This is a genomic window from Streptomyces sp. NPDC000878 (assembly GCF_053599695.1).
In genome coordinates, this window is sequence record NZ_JBSFMT010000003.1 from 152,476 (window position 1) to 170,588 (window position 18,113).

Here is an 18,113-nt window from a genome sequence, read left to right on the forward strand (position 1 = left end):
CACGAAAGGCATGCCTGATGCCCGCCCTTCTGCGTGACGCGGTGATCTGCGAACCCGTGCGTACACCTGTCGGTGGCTACGGAGGCGTCTTCCGCGACGTGGCGGCGACCGAGCTGGCCGCCACGGTCGTACGCGCCGTCCTGGACCGCACCGGTATCCCGCCCGCCGCCGTCGACGACATCCTCCTGGGCCAGTGCTACCCGAACGGCGAGGCCCCCGCCATCGGCCGGGTGGCCGCCCTGGACGCGGGCCTGCCCGTGGAGGTGCCGGGACTCCAGATCGACCGCCGCTGCGGCTCCGGACTCCAGGCGGTCATCACCGCGGCGATGCAGGTGCAGACCGGCGCGAGCGACCTCGTCCTGGCCGGGGGAGTGGAGTCCATGAGCCAGGCCGAGTTCTACACGACCGACGTCCGCTGGGGGGTACGAGGCCCCGGGACCACGCTCCACGACCGGCTGGCGCGCGGCCGGGTCACGTCGGGAGGCGTCAACCACCCTGTCGCGGGCGGCATGTTGGAGACTGCCGAGAACCTGCGCCGCGAGTACGGCATCCCGCGAGAGGAGCAGGACCGACTCGCCCTGCGCTCGCACGAGAAGGCCCTCGCGGCCCAGCGGGAGGGCCGGTTCGCCGACGAGATCGTGCCGGTCACGGTACGGACCCGCAAGGGCGAGACCGTCGTCGACATCGACGAACACCCGCGCCCCGACTCCTCGTTGGAGAAGCTCGGGAAGCTGCGCCCCGTCCTCGGCCGCCAGGACCCGGAAGCGACCGTCACCGCCGGTAACGCCAGCGGGCAGAACGACGGCGCCGCGCTGTGCATCGTGACCCACCCCGAGCGCGCCGCCGAACTCGGCCTTCGCCCGCTGGGCCGCCTGGTCTCCTGGGCCGTCGTCGGCGTACCGCCCGAGACGATGGGCATCGGCCCGGTGCCCGCCACGGCAAGGGCCCTGGAGCGGGCCGGGCTGAAGCTCGCCGACATCGACCTGATCGAACTCAACGAGGCCTTCGCCGCCCAGGTCCTGGCCTGCACCCGCGAATGGGGCCTGACCGGGACCGACTTCGAGCGGTTCAACGTCAACGGCTCCGGCATCTCGCTGGGCCACCCCGTCGGCGCCACCGGCGGACGCATCCTCGCCACCCTGCTGCGCGAACTCGACCGCCGCCAGGCCCGCTACGGCCTGGAGACCATGTGCCTCGGCGGCGGCCAGGGCCTCGCCGCAGTCTTCGAACGGCCCCGCAACGACACTTCCGGAGGACGCTGAGATGGCCGGACTGATCGCCTACGGCGCCTATGTGCCGTACCACCGCCTCGCCCGCGCGGACGTGGCCGCCGTACTCGGCACCGGAGCGGGGAAGGGCACCCGCGCGGTCGCGGGCTACGACGAGGACACCACCTCCCTGGCCGTCGAGGCGTCCCGTGTCGCCCTGGCCCGCGACGGGCTGCGCGCCCGCATCGGCCAGCTCTTCCTCGCCACCGCCGCGCCCGCCTACCTCGACAAGACCAACGCGACCGCCGTCCACGCGGCGCTCGGCCTCGACGAGCACGTCCTCGCCGCCGACATGGCCGGCTCGGTCCGCTCCGGCCTCGGCGCGCTGGTCACCGCCGCCCGTTCCCCGGTCCCGACGCTGGCCGTCCTGTCCGACCTGCGCACCGGCCTGCCCGGAGGCGCGGACGAGACCTCGGGCGGCGACGGCGCGGCGGCGTTCATGTTCGGCGGCCACCGCAACGGCGCCCCCGTCATCGCGGAACTGCTCGCCCACGACACGGTCAGCGACGAGATCCTCGACCGCTGGCGGCTGCCCGGCGCACCCACCTCCCGGGTCTGGGAGGAGCGCTTCGCCGAGGAGATCTACGTGTCCCTGGCGGACAAGGCGCTCACCGCGGCCCTCGACCACGCGGCCCTCGACATCGGAGCGATCGACCACTTCGTGGTCGCGGGCCTGCACGCGCGCGCGTGCGCGGCGGTACGACGGACAGCGGGCGTACGACCCGAGGCGGCGACCCCGGACCTCGCCGCGGCGATCGGCAACGCCGGCACCGCCCAGCCCGGTCTGCTCCTCGCCGACGTCCTCGACCGGGCCCGCCCCGGCGAGGTCATCGCGCTCGTCGTCCTCGGCGACGGCGCCGGAGTCCTCCTCCTGCGCACCACCGACGCGCTCCCCGCCCACCGCAGCCCTCGCCCGGTCGCCGCCCAGGTCGCGGCGGGGAGCGCCCCGATCCCGTACGCCACCTACCTCACCTGGCGCGGCCTCCTCGACCGCGAACCACCCCGCCGCCCGGACCCCGAGCCGCCCTACGCACCGCCCGCCCACCGCCGTACCGCCTGGAAGTACGGTTTCGTCGCCTCCCGGTGCGAGAAGTGCGGTACCCGGCATCTGCCGCCGGACCGGGTGTGCACCTCCTGCCGGAGCGTCGACGCCATGACCGACGAGCCGATGGAACACGTACGCGGCACGGTCGCCACGTTCACCGTGGACCGGCTGGCGCACACGCCGAGTCCGCCGATGCTCGTCGTGGTCGTCGACTACGACGGCGGCGGCCGGTTCCGCTGCCAGCTCACCGACGCCACCGAGGCCGACGCCGTCATCGGCGCCCGGGTGGAGATGACCTTCCGGCGCACGGTCACGGCGTCCGGCGTCCACAACTACTTCTGGAAGGCCCGGCCGGTGCGGATCGACGAAGAGGAGACAGGCCGATGAGCTCGCACGGAATCCGGGACCGCGTCGCGATCGTCGGCATGGGCTGCACGCCCTTCGGCGAGCACTGGACCCGCTCGGCGGACGACCTGCTGATCGACGCCGTCGGCGAGGCGGTCACCTCGGCCGGCGTCACCCTCGACGACATCGACGCCTTCTGGTTCGGCACCCAGGCCTCCGGCGTGTCCGGACTGACCCTGAGCCGGGCGCTCCACCTGCCCAACAAGCCGGTCACGCGTGTCGAGAACATGTGCGCGACCGGCTCCGAGGCCCTGCGCAACGCCTGTTACGCCGTGGCCTCCGGCGCGTACGACATGGCCATGGCGGTCGGGGTGGAGAAACTCAAGGACTCCGGCATGTCCGGGCTGTCCGGCACCGCCATCCCGGGCGCGGGCGACGACAGCCGGGGCGAGATCACCGCCCCCGCCAACTTCTCCCTCCTCGCGCCCGCCTACGCCGCCAAGTACGGTCTGGCCGACGAGGAGATGAAGGACGTCATCACCCGCATCGCCTGGAAGAACCACGTCAACGGCGCCCGCAACCCCCGCGCCCAGTTCCGCAAGGAGGTGTCGCCCGAGCGCATCCGGTCGGCCCCGATCGTCGCGGGCATGCTCGGCGTCTTCGACTGCTCGGGTGTCTCGGACGGCTCGGCGGCGGCGATCGTCGTACGCGCCGAGGACGCCTACAAGTACACCGACAGGCCGATCTTCGTGAAGGCGCTGTCCTTCGTCGCCGGTCCGGCGGACGGGCTCCTCGACCCGGCGTACGACTTCACCACCTTCCCCGAGGTCGTCGCCTCCGCCCAGGAGGCCTACCGGCAGGCCGGCATCACCGACCCGCGCGCCGAACTCGCCCTCGCCGAGGTCCACGACTGCTTCACACCCACGGAGTTGGTGCTGATGGAGGATCTGGGCTTCTCGGCGCGCGGTCAGGCGTGGAAGGACGTCACCAGCGGGGCGTTCGACCTGGACGGCTCGCTGCCGGTCAATCCCGACGGCGGCCTGAAGGCCTTCGGCCACCCCATCGGCGCCTCCGGCCTGCGCATGATGTTCGAGGCCTGGCTCCAACTGCGCGGCGAGGCCCCGCCCGAGCGGACGGTCACATCCGTGGCCGAGGGCCGCTCGCTCGCCCTGACCCACAACCTCGGCGGCGGACCCGGCGAATGCGTCTCGTTCGTGTCGGTCGTCGGCAGCCAACTCACCGACTAGGAAGGACGGTTCGGGAACATGGGACGACTCGACGAAAAGATCGCCATCGTCACCGGGGCCGCGTCCGGCATCGGCGCCGCCACCGCACGACGCCTGGCCGCCGAGGGCGCGCACACGGTCGTCGCCGACCTGAACCTCGACGGCGCCAAGACGGTGACGGAGGAGATCCGCGCCGCCGGGGGCTCCGCGACGGCGGTCGCGGTCGACCTGGGTGACGTGGAGAGCGTACGGGCCTTGGTGGCCACGGCCGTCGAGACGTACGGCGGTCTCGACGTGCTGCACAACAACGCGGCGGCCACCCATCTGGCCGCCCGCCTGGACCTCGCCGTCGTCGATGCCGACCCGGCGGTCTGGGACGACACGATGCGCATCAACCTGCGCGGGACGATGGTCGCCATCCAGGCCGCAGTGCCGCACATGATCGCGCGGGGTGGGGGCTCGATCGTCAACACCTCGTCCGGCGCCGGCCTCGCGGGCGATCTGCGCAACCCGGCGTACGGCGCCTCCAAGGCCGCCCTCATCAACCTCACGCAGTACGTCGCCACCCAGTACGGCAAACAGGGCGTGCGCTGCAACGCCATCGCGCCCGGCTTCATCGTCACGCCGGCCAGCTCCGGCTCGGCGCACGGGGCGATCAGGGAGGCGATGCTGCGCCACCACCTCACCCCGCGCCTGGGGCTCCCGGAGGACGTCGCCTCGGCGGTCGTCTTCCTCGCCTCCGACGAGTCCGCCTTCATGACCGGGCACACCCTGCGCGTGGACGGCGGGCTGCTGTCCCATCAGCCGTACGTCGCGGACCTGCGCGACGCCTGAACAAGCGCGGGCCGGAGGCGCTCCCCGTACGCGGGGGAGCGCCTCCGACCCGTTTCAGGCCAGGGTCTCCGGCTCCAGGTCGCCCAGGTAGGCCGCCCGCACCGCCGGATCGCGGCGCACCTCCTCCGGTGTACCGGCGCAGATCCGGCGGCCGAAGTCCAGGACGACGACCTGGTCGCAGACGCTCATCACCATGTCGACGTCGTGCTCGACGAGCAGCACCCCCATGCCCCAGTCCTCGGCGAGCCGTCGCACCAGGTGGGCCAGCTCCCGTGTCTCGTCGTCCGACAGCCCCGCCGCCGGTTCGTCGAGGAGCAGCACGGACGGCGAGGCGGCCACCGCACGGGCGATGGCCAGCAGCCGCCGCTCCCCGTACGACAGATCGCCCACCGGCCGGTCCAGACTGTCCTGGAGGCCGAACTCCCGTACGGCGACCAGCACATGGGCGGGCAGCGGACGGCTGCCGGGGCGGATCAGGTCCGTGAGGTACGTCCAACGGCCGGGCCGGTCGCAGGCCGCGTACAGGTTGTCCAGGACGGTCATGTCCTCGAACAGCTCCAGCGACTGGAAGGACCGGCTGAGCCCGGCGGCGGCCCGCCGGTGCACCGGCAGCCTGGTCGCGTCCCGGTCGCCGAGGCGCACACTGCCGGACGCGGCCCGGGTGAAACCGGTGACGGCGTCGATCGCGGAGGTCTTGCCCGCGCCGTTGGGCCCGATGAGACCGACGACCCGGCCCGGCTCCACGTCCAGCGAGAGCCCGTCGACGGCCACGACACCGCCGTAACGCACGGTCAGGTCCCGGACGTGGAGGGGGAGTGGTGTGGCGCGGGGGACCGCTTCAGCCGCCGCCTCCTCGCGCACGGTCTCCGGCACGAGCGCGGGGCGCTTGGCGGACAGTCTGCGCCGCATACCCGCCGCCTGCTTGCCGATGTCCTTGCCGATGCCGTCCTGGTTGCCCACCAGCGTCAGCACCAGGATGATTCCGCCGATCAGCGGCATCCACTCGCTCAGCCCGGGCAGCACCAGGTCCCCGAACCGGGCGCCCACCGTGCCCGCCGCGAAGGTCGCGCCGAACAACGGGCCGACGAGGAAGCCGACTCCGCCGATGACGGCGAGCCCGAGCGCGGTGATGGACTCGAAGCTGGCGAAGTCGGAGAAGACCACCGAGGTCGAGCGGAAGCCGGTGAGGACGCCGGCGAGCGCGGCGATGGCGGCGGAGAGGCCGAAGGCGTAGAGCTTGGCGCCGCGGACGTCGATGCCGAGGGCGGCTGCGGCCCGTTCGTTCGCCCGTACGGCGATCAGACGGCGGCCGGTCCGGCTGCGCCGCACGTTGGCGACCACGAGCGTGGCGGCGACGAACATCACGAGCACCACACCGGCGTACCGCTGCGGATGGTCGACTCCGGAGATGCTGATCCCGAAGAGGGTCTGCTTGCCCACGGCGATGCCGTCGCTCCCGGGGGTCGTCGAGAGGTCGGTGTTCTGGAAGACCATCGCCTCCAGCGTGGTGCCGAGCCCGAGGGTGATGATCGCGAGGTTGACGCCACGGGTGCGGACCGCCGGGAGTGCGAAGAGGAGGCCGATCGGCACTGTGCCCAACACGCCTGCCAGCAGGGCGAGTTCGAACGGCCAGTCCCAGTCGGCCGCCGCGTGCCCGGCGATGAAGGCGCCGGTTCCGGCGAGGGCGTAGGCCGCCAGGGAGACCTGTCCCGCGTAACCGGTGACCACGACGATCGACAGGATGATCAGCGACATCACCAGGGTGGTGGTGATCGCGTCGGCCCAGAGTGGAGTCGCCAGGCTCACCAGCAGTAGCCCCACTGCGACGGCGACAGCCAGCGGCACGGGCCGCACCCGGCCGGAGCCCAGGGCGGGCAGCCGGTCCAGGAACGTGCCGCGCAGCGGCAGCGCCCGGCCGCGGGCCACCAGCACCAGCGCGATGACGAGGAACGGCACCGACGAGGCGAGCCCGGTGACGTCGGAGCCGAAGCGGGTCAGCTCGGACTGGACGACGCCGATGACCAGACCGCCCGCCAGGGTGACGGGGAACGACGAGAACCTGCCGACCAGGGCGGCGGCCAGCGCGCTCAGCAGCAGCGTGGTCAGCCCGGTCACCGACAGACCGATGACCGGCACGATCAGGATGCCCGTCAGGCCCGCGAGCGCCGAGCCCAGCGCCCAGTTGCCGGTGGCGATCAGGTCCGGGGACCAGCCGAGCGAGGCGGCGGCGCCCTCGTTCTCCGCGACCGCGGTGGTGCCCAGGCCGAACAGGGTGTGCTTGTAGAGGAGATGGAGGGCGGCGGTCACGACGACCGCGATGGCGAGCAGCCAGACGCGGTCCTCGGTCACCGTCGCCCCGGCGATCGTCAGCAGCCGGGTGGGCAGCTTGCCCGGCACCAGCTGCAGGCTGTCGCCGTAGCGCTTGACGGCGATCGCGGTGAGCACGATGAACACCGCCAGGGTGCCGACCAGCCGGGCCAGCGAGGACGCCCGGCGCAGCGGGCGCAGCACCAGCAGATGGGTGAGCACGCCCAGCAGCGCGGAGCCGAGCACCCCGCACGCGACGGCCGGCCAGTACGGCACACCGTGCTCTACGGCCAGCTCCCACTGGACGTAGGCGCCGGCCATCCCGATCGCGCCGTGCGCGAAGTTCAGGACGCCGGAGCCCCGGTAGACCAGCACGATGCCGTGCGCGGTGAGCGTGTAGAGCGCGCCCAGACCCAGGCCGAGCAGCGCGAACCTGAGGATGTCGTCCATCGGGGAACCTCCCAGAGGCAGGACGGGAGCGGAACGAGACAGCACATTCAGTTAAATAATTGTGCCGAGAGTACTTCACTAACTCCAAAACGCACCCCATGCTGTTCGCATCTCGACGACGAGCCCCGCGGAGGAACCATGAACGACTCACGCCGACGCAGAACAGCCGCAGCGAGCTGTCTCGCGGTGACCGGAGCCCTGCTCGCCGCGGGCTGCGGGGGAGAGGCCGCCAGTAGCTCGACGGAGACCACCTCCCTGAAGGGCACCCCGGTCAAGGTGATGGTGTGGACGCCGGAGGACACCCAGGGCAGCGCCCAACCCGGGGTCCGGCTCACCGCCCAGGCCTACGAGAAGTGGATCAACGCCAACGGCGGGATCAAGGGCGGCCCGCTCAAGGTGCTGACCTGCAACGAGAAGAACGACCCCGACGAGGCCGAGAAGTGCGCCCAGCAGGCGGTCGCCGAGAAGGTGGTCGCGGTCGTCGGCTCGTACAGCCTCGCGGGCGACCGCTACATGCCCATCCTGGAGAAGGCCGGCATCCCCTACCTCGGCGGCACCGGCGTCTCGGCCGCGGAGTTCTCCAACCCGCTGTCGTTCCCGGTCAACGGCGGCACCCCCGTGGTGTTCGCGGCCCACGGCGAGCAGCTCGTGGAGCAGGGCTGCAAGAAGATCTCCGGCGTACGGTACGACGTCGCCGCCGCCGAGACCGTCGCGCGGTTCCTCGCACTCGGCGTGACCGCCGCCGGAGGAGCGGCCCCCAAGGACCTCAAGGTGCCGGTCACCGCCACCGACCTCGCCCCGCAGGTCGCCGCCGCGACCCAGGGCAGCGACTGCGTGGACGTCATCCTCGGCACCCACTCCGACCTGTTCGTGACGTCGTACGTGCAGTCCGGCGCGAAGACGAAGCTCGGCAGCGTCGTCGGCAACCTCACCCCGCAGCTGGCCGAGAGCACCGGCGGGAGCAGCAGTCCCCTGGAGGGTTCCGCGATCACCGGCTACTACCCGCCGACCTCCGACCCGGCCTGGAAGGACTTCCTCGAAGCCACCAAGGGCGAGAAGGACATCGACCCCACCAACGGCGCCAACGGGACGACCTGGGTGGCCTTCAAGGTCTTCACCGAGGCGGTCAAGAAGCTGCCGACGATCTCCGCCAAGGCCCTGGTGCAGGAACTCGACACCACCTCCGGCATCGACACCGGCGGCCTGACCCCGCCGCTGACCTGGAGCGAGTCGACCGCCCTGCCGATCAAGGGCCTCAACCGCATCCACAACACCACCGCCACCGAACTGACCATCCGCGACGGGAAGATCGAGTGGGCCAAGTCCGGGTCGACCTTCGTCGACGTCCGCAAGGTGCTGACGGCCATGTCGTCCGGCTGACCCGGCCGACCTGGTTGATCCGGCTGATCCGGCTGAGGAGCAAGCCCGTGCACGACATCGACACGCCCCTGATCGAGACCCGCGCCCTGTCCGCCGGATACGGCACCCGCCCCGTCGTACGCGACCTCGACATCCAGGTCCGCCCCGGTGAGGTCGTCGCCCTGCTCGGCCCCAACGGCGCGGGCAAGACCACGACACTCAGGGCACTCTCCGGCGACCTGGCCCCGATGGGCGGGGAGGTCAGCTGGCTGGGCACCACCGGCCACGCACCCCTGCACCGGCGCGCCCGCGAGGGACTCGCCTACGTCGGTGAACGGGCCGTCTTCACCCGGCTCGACACCACCGACAACCTGCGGGTCGGCCGGGTGACACCGGACCGGGCCGTCGAACTCTTCCCCGAACTCGACAAACGCCTCAAGGTCGGCGCGGGCATGCTCTCCGGCGGCGAGCAGCAGATGCTGTCGCTGGCCCGCGCCCTGTGCCGCACCCCCAAGCTGCTCCTCGCGGACGAACTGTCCCTCGGCCTCGCCCCGCTCGTCGTCGACCGCCTGCTGCGCGCCGTGCGCGAGGCGGCCGACCAGGGCCTGGGGGCGCTGCTCGTCGAACAGCACGTGCGCAAGGTGCTGGACATCGCGGACCGCGTGTACGTCCTGCACCGCGGCCGGGTCACCATGACCGGCACCCCGGAGGAACTGCGCGGAAACCTCGACGCGATCGAGTCCTCGTACCTCGCGAAGAACGCGACTCCCTGACGCGACTCCCTGACGCGACTCCCCAACCGATGGAGGTGACTGCCGTGTGCGGCGCACGCGAGCAGATCCGATCACTGGTCCTGTCCGGCGAAACCTTCGACCAACCTGCCCCAGAACTGCGGGAGTTGCAGCTCGAAGCCGCACGGGAGGCCTTCACCGCCCAGCGCGAGCGGATCCCGCTGCTGCGCACCCGGGCCGAGGAGACCGGCGTTCACGAGATCACCAGCCCCGACGACCTCGTCCCGCTGCTGTTCTCGCACACCAGCTACAAGTCGTATCCCCTCTCCCTTCTCACCGCCGGCCGGTGGGACCGGCTGCTGCACTGGTACACGACCGTGTCGGTGATCGAGCGGGGCGACGTCGACATGGACGGCGTCCGCGACATCGACGAGTGGACCGACCGCATCACCGCCGCCGGCCACCGCCCGTACATCACCAGCGGCACCTCCGGGAAGGTCTCCTTCCTCAACTGCGACGCGAGCGACCTGGGTTTCCTGCACGACATCCTGGAACACCTCACCTGCTGGCCGGACCCCCTCCCGCCGAAGCCGACCCGCCGCGGCTACCTCCTCGCACCCGCGAGCGGCCCGATGCGCTCCATCGACGGCTACCGGTGGCACGCGGAGGTCTTCGCCCGGCCCGGGGAGACCCGGCTGCTGACCGAGGACCCGATGCGGGTCTCCGACCTGATGAGCAGCGCCCTGCTGCGCCGCCGGATGGCGGAGGGCACCGCGACCCCGCAGGAGATCAGCTCCTTCGAGACCGTGTCGGAGTCCCGCGAGCAGGAGCTGGGCGCGGCCATGGACCGGATCGTCGACGACATCGCCGCCCACCGCGACGAGCCGCTGCTGATCGCCGGGATGAACAACCAGCAGTTCACGCTGATAGAGGCCCTGCGCGCCCGTGGCGTGGCCGATGGCAGCCTCCACCCGGACACGCTGGTGCTCAGCGGCGGCGGCAACAAGGGCCGCGCGCTGCCCGACGACTACCAGGAGCGGTTCGCCGCCTTCTACGACGGCGTACGGCGGGTCCGCAGCTACGGCATGACGGAACTCCAGGGCTCCTGCCTCGCCTGCGAGAACGGCGACTACCACGTGCCGCCGTGGGTGATCCCGCTGCTCCTGGACGAGGCGGGCGAGAAGCTCCTCAGCGCCGAACACGGCGTCGTGGAGGGCCGGTTCGCGTTCCTGGACGTCTCCCTCCAGGGCCGCTGGGGCGGACTGATCAGTGGCGACCGGGTCTTCGTGAACTTCTCGCCCTGCGCCTGCGGCAGACCGGGACCGACCGTCCTGCCGGACATCCAGCGCTACGGCGACCTCGGCGGCGACGACAAGATCACCTGCGCGGCGACACTCGACTCCTATGTCCGGGGGATGATCCACGGATGAGCGCCACGACGCTCGACGGCACCGCGGCGGAGTCCGTGGCCGTCGTCCACCTGATCCGCGGCGAGGTCGACGAGGGACCACGCCTCGACCTCGGCCGCTTCACCGCCCCGGCACTCGACCTGGACCGCCTCGTGTGGCCCCGCACCGAACCAGGCCCCGCCTTCCACGTGCCCGTCGCGGAGATCGTCGACCTCCTGGTGGAGACCGGCGAGGCCCTCAAGGCGGACCGCGAAGGCCTGCTCGCCGAAGCCCTGGACCGGATGGTCCGGGTCAGCCCCCTGCCCCCGGAAGTCCTCGAACGCGCCTACGCCGTCCTGTGGCGCAGCTTCCGACGGCCCGGCCTGTACGCCCAGATCGACCACGAACTCGGCGGAGCGGACGTCCTCGACGGCTGGCGCGAGGTCCGGCTGCCCGAGGGCCGGATCGCGGCCACCCGCGCCTTCCCGCCGCGCCTGGTGCACATCATCGCCGGGAACGCCCCCGGCGTCGCGGCGATGTCCGTCGTGCGCGGCGCTCTCACCAAGGGAGTCAACCTGCTGAAGCTGCCCTCGAACGACCTGTTCACCGCGACCGCGATCCTGCGCACGATGGCGGCGGTGGCACCCGGCCACCCCGTCGTGCGCTCGTTCTCGGCGGTGTACTGGCGCGGCGGCGACGAGACGGTGGAGAGCGTGCTCTTCCGCCCCCAGTTCTTCGACAAACTGGTCGCCTGGGGCGGCGAGGCCACGATCCGAGGCGCGCTGCGGTATGTCGGCCCGGGCCTCGAACTCGTCTCCTTCGACCCCAAGACCTCCATCTCCCTGATCGGCCGCGAGGCCTTCGAGTCCCCCGAATCCCTGGCCCGGGCCGCCGACGCGGGCGCTGCCGACGCCACGTTCTTCAATCAGCAGGCGTGTGTGGCCAGCCGCTTCCAGTTCGTCGAGGGTTCCTGGGACGACGCCGACCGCTACGCCGCCCTGCTGTGCGAACGCCTCGGCGTGGCAAGGGAGTTCAGCTCCGCCGACGGCCCGCGCGTCGCCGGGGAACTCCGTGAGGAGATCGACGTGCTGCGTTCGCTGGCGCCCGAGTACCGGGTGTGGGGCGGCTACGACGGCCGGGGCCTGGTCATCCGCTCGCCCGAGCCGGTGGACTTCCACCCCGACGGAAAGATCGTCAACGTCGTGCCGGTGACCGGGCTGACCGACGCCGTGACACACGCTGGAGTCGGCACCCAGACGGTCGGCGTGTATCCCGACACCCGCAAGGCGGAACTCCGCGACGCCCTCGCCTGCGCCGGCGTCCAGCGCGTGGTCTCCCTCGGCGGGGCGGGCGGTATGCCACCGGGCCTCTCCCACGACGGCTTCTACCCCCTGCAACGCCTCATGCGCTGGGTCAACGACGAGTGACCGCCCGCCGCCCGGGAGGGCCACGAACCGCCTTGACCTGAAGCGCGATTGAGCTTCTAGCGTGTCCCCAAGTCGATCAACTGACAGGAGGGGAAACGCTGATGATCCTCGTGACCGGGGCCACCGGAAACATAGGAAGGGCCCTGCTGGGGGAGTTGCACGCCCGAGGCGCGGGCCCGCTGAGAGGCCTGGCCCGTGACGCCGCCCGCGCCGCGTTCCCCGAGACGGTCGAGGCCGTCGAGGGTGACTTGGCGAAGCCGGAGTCATGGGTGACCGCTCTCCAGGGGGTGCGCTCGCTGTTCCTCCTGTCCCGGCTGGGTCCGGACGCCGACATCATCGGAGCCGCCCGGTCGGCGGGAGTGGAACACGTAGTGCTCGTGTCATCGATCACCGTCCAGACCCATCCCCATCTGGGCCCCGCCGACGAGAACCTGGCGGTCGAGCGGCTCCTCAAGGGCAGCGGCATGGCCTGGACGATCCTGCGGCCCACCCAGTTCGCCTCGAACGCCCTGATGTGGGCGGCGTCGATCCGCGACCGCGAGCCCGTCCGGGCGCCGTACGCGGACACCGGGCTGCCCACGATCCACCCCGCGGACATCGCGTCGGTGGCACGGGTGGCGCTGACCGAACCCGGCCACCAGGGACGGACGTACGCCCTGACCGGCCCCGGACCGGTGACGGCCCGGCAGCAGGTCGAGGTCATCGCGGCGGCACTCGGGCGGGATGTGCCCTTCACCGAGATCAGCCGCGGGGAGGCGTACGCCCGGATGGCCGAGGTCTTCGGCGAGGAGGCGGCGGACGCGGTGCTCGACGTCACGGGCGGAGACGTCAACGACGAACTGCTGGCGGTACGTGACACGGTCACGCGGGTCACCGGCTCCCCGGCGAGACCGTTCCGCCAGTGGGCCGAGGAGAACGCCGACCTGTTCCGCTGACGGAACGAGATCGATGTGCCGCGACGCCCGCTCTAGGGTGGAGCCCATGCCATCGTTACCCGCTGCTGAGCCGCCCGTCGTCGACCCCGCGGAGCTGATCGCCCACCCCTACGAGGTGTACGCGCGACTTCGCGAGGCCGGGCCCGTCCACCGCGTCACCGGGACGGACGGGCTTCCGGCCTGGCTGGTCACGCGCTACGACGACGTACGCCAGGCCGTCGCCGACCCCCGGCTCTCCCTCGACAAACGCAACGCGAAACCCGGCGGCTACCACGGGCTCGCGCTGCCGCCGGCGCTGGACGCGAACCTGCTGAACATGGACCCGCCGGACCACACCCGCATCCGGCGCCTGGTGTCCCAGGCGTTCACCCCGCGCCGTATCGCCCTTCTGCGCGAACCCGTCAGGAGGACCGCCGACCAACTCCTCGACACCGTCGAACCGCACGGCCGCGCCGACCTGATCGCCTCCTACGCCGCCCCGTTGCCGATCACCGTGATCTGCGAACTGCTGGGCGTGCCCCCGCACGACCGGCGGGACTTCCGGACCTGGACCGACACCCTGGTGGCCCCCGACCCCGCCCAGCCGGCCAAGGCGAAGGAGGCCGTCGGGGCCATCCTGGCCTTCTTCACCCAGCTCATCTCCGACAAGCGGGCCGCCCCGACCGACGACCTGCTCTCCGCGATGATCGCCGTACGCGACGACCAGGACCGGCTGACCGAGGACGAGTTGATGTCCCTGGCCTTCCTGATCCTGTTCGCCGGGTACGAGAACACCGTTCACTTGATCGGCAACGCGACCCTGGCCCTGCTCACCAACCCCGGCCAACTGGCCGCGCTCCGCGCCGATCCCGGCCTGCTGGGCGGCGCGGTCGAGGAACTGGCCCGCTACGACGGCCCCGTACCCCTGGCCATCCGCCGGTTCCCCACCGAGGACATCACCATCGGCGGGGTCGCCATCCCGGCCGGCGAGACTGTCCTGCTGTCCCTGGCCGCCGCCCACCGCGACCCACGCCGCTTCCCCGACCCCGACCGGCTCGACCTCACCCGCGACGCCACCGGCCACCTGGCCCTCGGCCACGGCATCCACTACTGCCTGGGCGCACCCCTGGCCCGCATGGAGACGGAGATCGCCCTGGCGGCCCTCCTCGACCGCTTCCCCCACCTAGCCCTGGACGTAGAGCCACACGAACTGCGCTGGAGGCCGTCGATGCGATCACGAGGCCTGCTGAGTCTCCCCGTGCACTTCTGACTCCGCCATTGCTACTGCCATCGCGGGGGCGAGGCGGGGGCGGGGCCGCGGACCCGCGCCCCGACAGGGGCGCGGGGAACTGCGCGACCAGCCCCCACCGGGCCGCGGTGAAGGAACTGCCTATCCAGCGGGGCGGGCCTAACCGACGACCCGCCCCAACTCGATCCGATCGATGTTCGGAGCCCACGCACCCACATTCCCGAACGTCACCTTGTTGGCGCCCGCCCGCAGGTCAACAGGAACCCCCACCGTCCAGTAGTCGTCCCAACTCCACGTGTTCTTGAAGGTCACCGTCCGCGCCGCCCCCGCCCCCACCGCGATATCCGCCGTACGGGACATGATGTCCGTGTTGTACGCGTGACCGTTGTCGCGCCGGTCGTTGTGCGCGTAGTGGACGACCAGCAGATAGCGCCCCGACTTGGGCGCGTCCACCGTGAACTCGGCCGTGCTGGACGCGCTGTTGCCGAGCCAGCCGATGTAGGAACCGCCGGAGGCATGGGCGGAGTCGACGAGCTTGGCACCGCCTGCGAGGGTGGCCGAGGCGCCCTCGTAGGAGAGGGTGCCGGACGTCGAGCCGGCCCCCGAGACAGCGAGGGAGCGGACGGAGGCACCCTTGGCCGTCACCGCGACGCGGTTGTTGCCCGCCACCAGATACAGCCGCAGCCCCTTGCCGGGCGCGGCCGTCACCTTCTGGCCGTGCAGCTCCAGGTTCACCGCCGCCGAGGCTCGCGCCACCACCGTGTAGTAGCCGTCGCGCGGTGCGTAGACGTCGAACACCGCCTTGTCACCGGAGCGCAGAACGAGCGCACCCGTGCCGACCCCGGCGGACGAGGAGTAGTCGTACGACGGCCGACCGCTGATGTCCGCGAGCGTGGCCTCGTACGACGCCGAGGGCGCGGCGGAGGTACGCGCGGTCAGGTCGATCCGGTCGAGGGTGACCTCGGCGTCGCCCTTGGCCAGCGTCAGCACATGCTGTCCGGCCGGGAGATCGACGGTGACGTCCTTCTTGGCGCGGTAGGTCCAGTTCTCGGTGGAGGGATAGGTGACCGTGACCGGGGCCTGGCCGTCGACCGAGAGCTTCTGCGTGGCGGGTGCCCCGGACTGGTTGCCGTACAGAATCGCCAGGTCATACGTACCCGCGACAGGCACGTCCACCGTGAAGTCGACCTTGCTGGAAGGCGTGTTGAGCGAGCCGACGTCCTTCGTGCCGGAGGCCGCGTAGCCGTTGGCGTTGCTGACCGTGCCCTGGGTGTAGACCTTGCCGTCGGTGATGGCCGCGTCCTCGGCCTCGTACGACGCCGACCAGGGGACGGAAGCGGCGGTCGGGGTGCCGGTGCCGCCCGGAGTGAGGACGATCCGGTACGCCGACATCTTGTGCAGCCCGCGCAGCGGAACACTCACCGTGCCGTCGGCCGCGACCTTCACCTTCGTACGGGCGAGGACGCGGGGCGTCGCGTGCTGTCCCTCGTAGCCGGACCATGCGGCCTCGGCGACGGTCGCGGTGACCGTGCGCCCGAAGACGGACCGGGAGACGTTCTGGACGACGACGTCGGCGTCACCGGCCGAGCCGCCGAGCAGGACCTGCGCCTGGCGGCGCTTCTTGTCGTAGGAAGCCAGACCCTGGAGGGTGTCGACGGTGTTGGCCTGCGGCGGGGTCACCTTGACCGTGTCGCCGGTCAGTCCGGCGTACCAACGGAAGTACCACCAGCCGCCGTTGGGGATGTTGGAGCGTACGACATTGCCGTCGAGGTTGCCTGCCGCGTCCCAGTAGGCCTGGTTGGCGTACACCTTGTTCCGCTCGAACATCGCCACCCACTGGGCGAGTTGGCCCGGCACGGACAGGTCACGGCGGTTGGCGTACTCGTCGATGTTGATCTTCAGAGGCGCGATGCCGAGTTCACGCTCGATCGCTCGGTAACTGTCGTAGTTCCCCTGGAAGTTGCGCAGCGAGCTGGAGTCCAACTCGTGCCAGGTCATCACCTGGGGCAGGACGTTCTCGCGCTTGGCGAAGGCGAGGAAGTCCCGCAGCAGGCGGGTGTGGTAGCCGGACTCGTTCGGGCCGGCGATCCTGGCGTCCGGGTCGATCGCGCGGATGCGCTCGTACACCGTCTTCCAGTCCTTGAGGAACCGGTCCCGATTGACCTCGTACTGCGCCTGGTTGGAGGTGCCGAGGTTGTACCAGATCTGGTCGGGCTCGTTGAAGGGGATGTAGACGAAGCGCTCGCTGTTCGGGTCCGCCGCCACCTCCGTGACGATCTTGTCGACCTTGGGGAGGTAGTCCTCGATGCCGAGATCCTCGTACGGCCACTTGGCGTAGATGTCCTGCATCATCACGTTGATCTCGCCGCCGCCGTTGCGGAAGAACGACGAGGAGACGGTGAGCGCGTCCCCGTTGGGATGCTGGGCGCCGCCCTCCGGTTTCTGCGAGACGCTGGTGATCTTCAGGGGCGCCAGGATGGCGTCGCTGGGCACGCCGTCGTCGCTGAGCCCGTACAGGGTGCCGTTGGCGCCGCGCATCACGGGGCCCTCGGACGCGGCGAGGTCGACGGTGACGCGCTGCGGGTCGGCGGCTGCGTCCGCTGCGGTCGCGGACTGGGCCGCGGGAAGGGTGCCTGCCATGGCGGTGACTCCAAGTACGGCTGTGATCAGGGCGGTTCTGGTACGGGACAGGGTGCGCGATCCGGTGCGGGTGGGCGTGCTCACGCTGTTGGACCTCCAGTTATTTGACGGCTCCACTGGTGATTCCGGACACGATCCTTCGCTGGGCCACCAGGAAGACGGCGACCATCGGCAGGCTCATCACCACGACGTACGCGAAGACGAGATGCCAGTTGTTGAGGTAGAGCTGGGCGCTGGCGACCTTGTAGAGGTTGAGCGGCAGGGTCGCCTTCTCGCCGCCGCCGAGGACGAAGAAGGCGTAGAAGATGTCGCTCCAGGCGTAGAGCATCACCATGATCGTCGCGGTGGCGATGACCGGCCTGAGCAGCGGAAGGATGATCCGCAGGAAGATCCGTGACGGCTTCGCGCCGTCCATCCGGGCCGCCTCCTCCAGCTCCACCGGGATGGCCCGGATGAAGCCGGTCATGAAGAAGATCGACGTGGAGAGGTACATCCCGGTGTAGACGGCGATCATCCCGGGCCGGGTGCCCGCGAGCCCGAGCTGCCGCAGCTCCATGACAACGGTGATGACGGCGGGCGGCAGCAGCAGTCCGCTGATGCAGAGCGCGTACGCCGCCGAGACCAGCCTCGACTTGCGGCGGGCGAAGACCCAGGCGGCACCGGCCCCCAGGATCAGCACCAGGGCGACCGAAGGCACCACGACGAGCAGGGAGTTGAGGAAACCGCGCAGCATCTCGCCCTGGCTGACGGCCTCTTCGTAGTTCCCGCCCGGCTGCCAGTGCCGCGGCAGGTCGAGGTTCGGCGTGATCGCCTCGGCCTGCGGCTTGGCGGAGGTGACGACGACCAGCCACAGCGGTACGCCGACGGTCAGCCCGGCGAGCAGCAGGACGAGCGCCGGACGGCCGTACCGCCAGACGGGGTGCACGGCGG

The 18,113-nt window shown here is 71.2% G+C and carries 13 protein-coding genes; 10 read left to right on the forward strand and 3 right to left on the reverse strand.

What is annotated here, in order from left to right:
- Positions 1–17: 17 nt before the first annotated feature.
- From ACWDR4_RS04310 to ACWDR4_RS04325, 4 genes are read left to right on the forward strand one after another with little or no spacing between them, the layout of a single operon-like run.
- Entirely contained in the window at positions 18–1,262 is a 1,245-nt protein-coding gene (locus tag ACWDR4_RS04310; protein WP_450403701.1) for an acetyl-CoA C-acetyltransferase, read from the forward strand.
- Position 1,263: 1 nt separating this feature from the next.
- Positions 1,264–2,700 carry an OB-fold domain-containing protein gene (locus ACWDR4_RS04315; RefSeq protein ID WP_450403704.1) on the forward strand — a complete coding sequence of 479 codons (1,437 nt, stop codon included), beginning with the start codon at positions 1,264–1,266 and terminating at the stop codon, positions 2,698–2,700.
- The gene (locus ACWDR4_RS04320) at positions 2,697–3,905 is read left to right on the forward strand and encodes an acetyl-CoA acetyltransferase (RefSeq protein WP_450403707.1); all 1,209 of its coding nucleotides are present in this window, start codon (positions 2,697–2,699) and stop codon (positions 3,903–3,905) included. Before ACWDR4_RS04315 ends, ACWDR4_RS04320 begins: the two co-directional genes overlap by 4 nt.
- Positions 3,906–3,923: 18 nt before the next feature.
- On the forward strand, positions 3,924–4,718 hold the full coding sequence (locus tag ACWDR4_RS04325) for an SDR family NAD(P)-dependent oxidoreductase (protein ID WP_450403710.1): 795 nt from the start codon (positions 3,924–3,926) through the stop codon (positions 4,716–4,718).
- A 54-nt stretch (positions 4,719–4,772) separates the two neighbouring features.
- Here ACWDR4_RS04325 and ACWDR4_RS04330 read toward each other — a convergent pair whose 3' ends face one another.
- Complete coding sequence (locus ACWDR4_RS04330) at positions 4,773–7,475, reverse strand: ABC transporter permease subunit (RefSeq protein ID WP_450403711.1); 2,703 nt, start codon at positions 7,473–7,475, stop codon at positions 4,773–4,775.
- Between the two features lie 138 nt (positions 7,476–7,613).
- On the opposite strand from ACWDR4_RS04330, the gene ACWDR4_RS04335 reads away from it, so the two are divergent.
- The 6 genes from ACWDR4_RS04335 to ACWDR4_RS04360 all read left to right on the forward strand — a co-directional run bounded on the left by ACWDR4_RS04335 (position 7,614) and on the right by ACWDR4_RS04360 (position 14,564).
- On the forward strand, positions 7,614–8,855 hold the full coding sequence (locus ACWDR4_RS04335) for an ABC transporter substrate-binding protein (RefSeq protein ID WP_450403713.1): 1,242 nt from the start codon (positions 7,614–7,616) through the stop codon (positions 8,853–8,855).
- 47 nt (positions 8,856–8,902) lie between these two features.
- A complete protein-coding gene (locus ACWDR4_RS04340) occupies positions 8,903–9,607 on the forward strand; it encodes an ABC transporter ATP-binding protein (RefSeq protein ID WP_450403716.1) in 705 nt (234 codons plus the stop codon).
- A 44-nt stretch (positions 9,608–9,651) separates the two neighbouring features.
- On the forward strand, positions 9,652–10,995 hold the full coding sequence (locus tag ACWDR4_RS04345) for a hypothetical protein (RefSeq protein ID WP_450403717.1): 1,344 nt from the start codon (positions 9,652–9,654) through the stop codon (positions 10,993–10,995).
- Complete coding sequence (locus ACWDR4_RS04350; protein ID WP_450403720.1) at positions 10,992–12,380, forward strand: acyl-CoA reductase; 1,389 nt, start codon at positions 10,992–10,994, stop codon at positions 12,378–12,380. The genes ACWDR4_RS04345 and ACWDR4_RS04350 overlap by 4 nt, the downstream gene beginning before the upstream one ends.
- 101 nt (positions 12,381–12,481) lie before the next feature.
- The gene (locus tag ACWDR4_RS04355) at positions 12,482–13,315 is read left to right on the forward strand and encodes an NAD(P)H-binding protein (RefSeq protein WP_450403723.1); all 834 of its coding nucleotides are present in this window, start codon (positions 12,482–12,484) and stop codon (positions 13,313–13,315) included.
- 46 nt (positions 13,316–13,361) lie between these two features.
- Positions 13,362–14,564: a cytochrome P450 family protein gene (locus tag ACWDR4_RS04360; protein WP_450403725.1), complete on the forward strand. Its 1,203-nt coding sequence runs from the start codon at positions 13,362–13,364 to the stop codon at positions 14,562–14,564.
- Positions 14,565–14,702: 138 nt separating this feature from the next.
- On the opposite strand, the gene ACWDR4_RS04365 is transcribed toward ACWDR4_RS04360, so the two are convergent.
- Both ACWDR4_RS04365 and ACWDR4_RS04370 read right to left on the reverse strand, forming a co-directional pair.
- A complete protein-coding gene (locus tag ACWDR4_RS04365) occupies positions 14,703–17,183 on the reverse strand; it encodes a CBM35 domain-containing protein (protein WP_450404047.1) in 2,481 nt (826 codons plus the stop codon).
- A 100-nt stretch (positions 17,184–17,283) separates the two neighbouring features.
- On the reverse strand, positions 17,284–18,108 hold the full coding sequence (locus ACWDR4_RS04370) for a carbohydrate ABC transporter permease (protein ID WP_450404049.1): 825 nt from the start codon (positions 18,106–18,108) through the stop codon (positions 17,284–17,286).
- Positions 18,109–18,113 lie beyond the last annotated feature (5 nt).

Coding starts and splice junctions, on each gene's coding strand:
- ACWDR4_RS04330 (WP_450403711.1), bottom strand. CDS start 7,475: ATGGACGACATCCTCAGGTTCGCGCTGCTCGGCCTGGGTCTGGGCGCG.
- ACWDR4_RS04320 (WP_450403707.1), top strand. CDS start 2,697: ATGAGCTCGCACGGAATCCGGGACCGCGTCGCGATCGTCGGCATGGGC.
- ACWDR4_RS04355 (WP_450403723.1), top strand. CDS start 12,482: ATGATCCTCGTGACCGGGGCCACCGGAAACATAGGAAGGGCCCTGCTG.
- ACWDR4_RS04360 (WP_450403725.1), top strand. CDS start 13,362: ATGCCATCGTTACCCGCTGCTGAGCCGCCCGTCGTCGACCCCGCGGAG.
- ACWDR4_RS04310 (WP_450403701.1), top strand. CDS start 18: ATGCCCGCCCTTCTGCGTGACGCGGTGATCTGCGAACCCGTGCGTACA.
- ACWDR4_RS04325 (WP_450403710.1), top strand. CDS start 3,924: ATGGGACGACTCGACGAAAAGATCGCCATCGTCACCGGGGCCGCGTCC.
- ACWDR4_RS04350 (WP_450403720.1), top strand. CDS start 10,992: ATGAGCGCCACGACGCTCGACGGCACCGCGGCGGAGTCCGTGGCCGTC.
- ACWDR4_RS04365 (WP_450404047.1), bottom strand. CDS start 17,183: ATGGCAGGCACCCTTCCCGCGGCCCAGTCCGCGACCGCAGCGGACGCA.
- ACWDR4_RS04335 (WP_450403713.1), top strand. CDS start 7,614: ATGAACGACTCACGCCGACGCAGAACAGCCGCAGCGAGCTGTCTCGCG.
- ACWDR4_RS04315 (WP_450403704.1), top strand. CDS start 1,264: ATGGCCGGACTGATCGCCTACGGCGCCTATGTGCCGTACCACCGCCTC.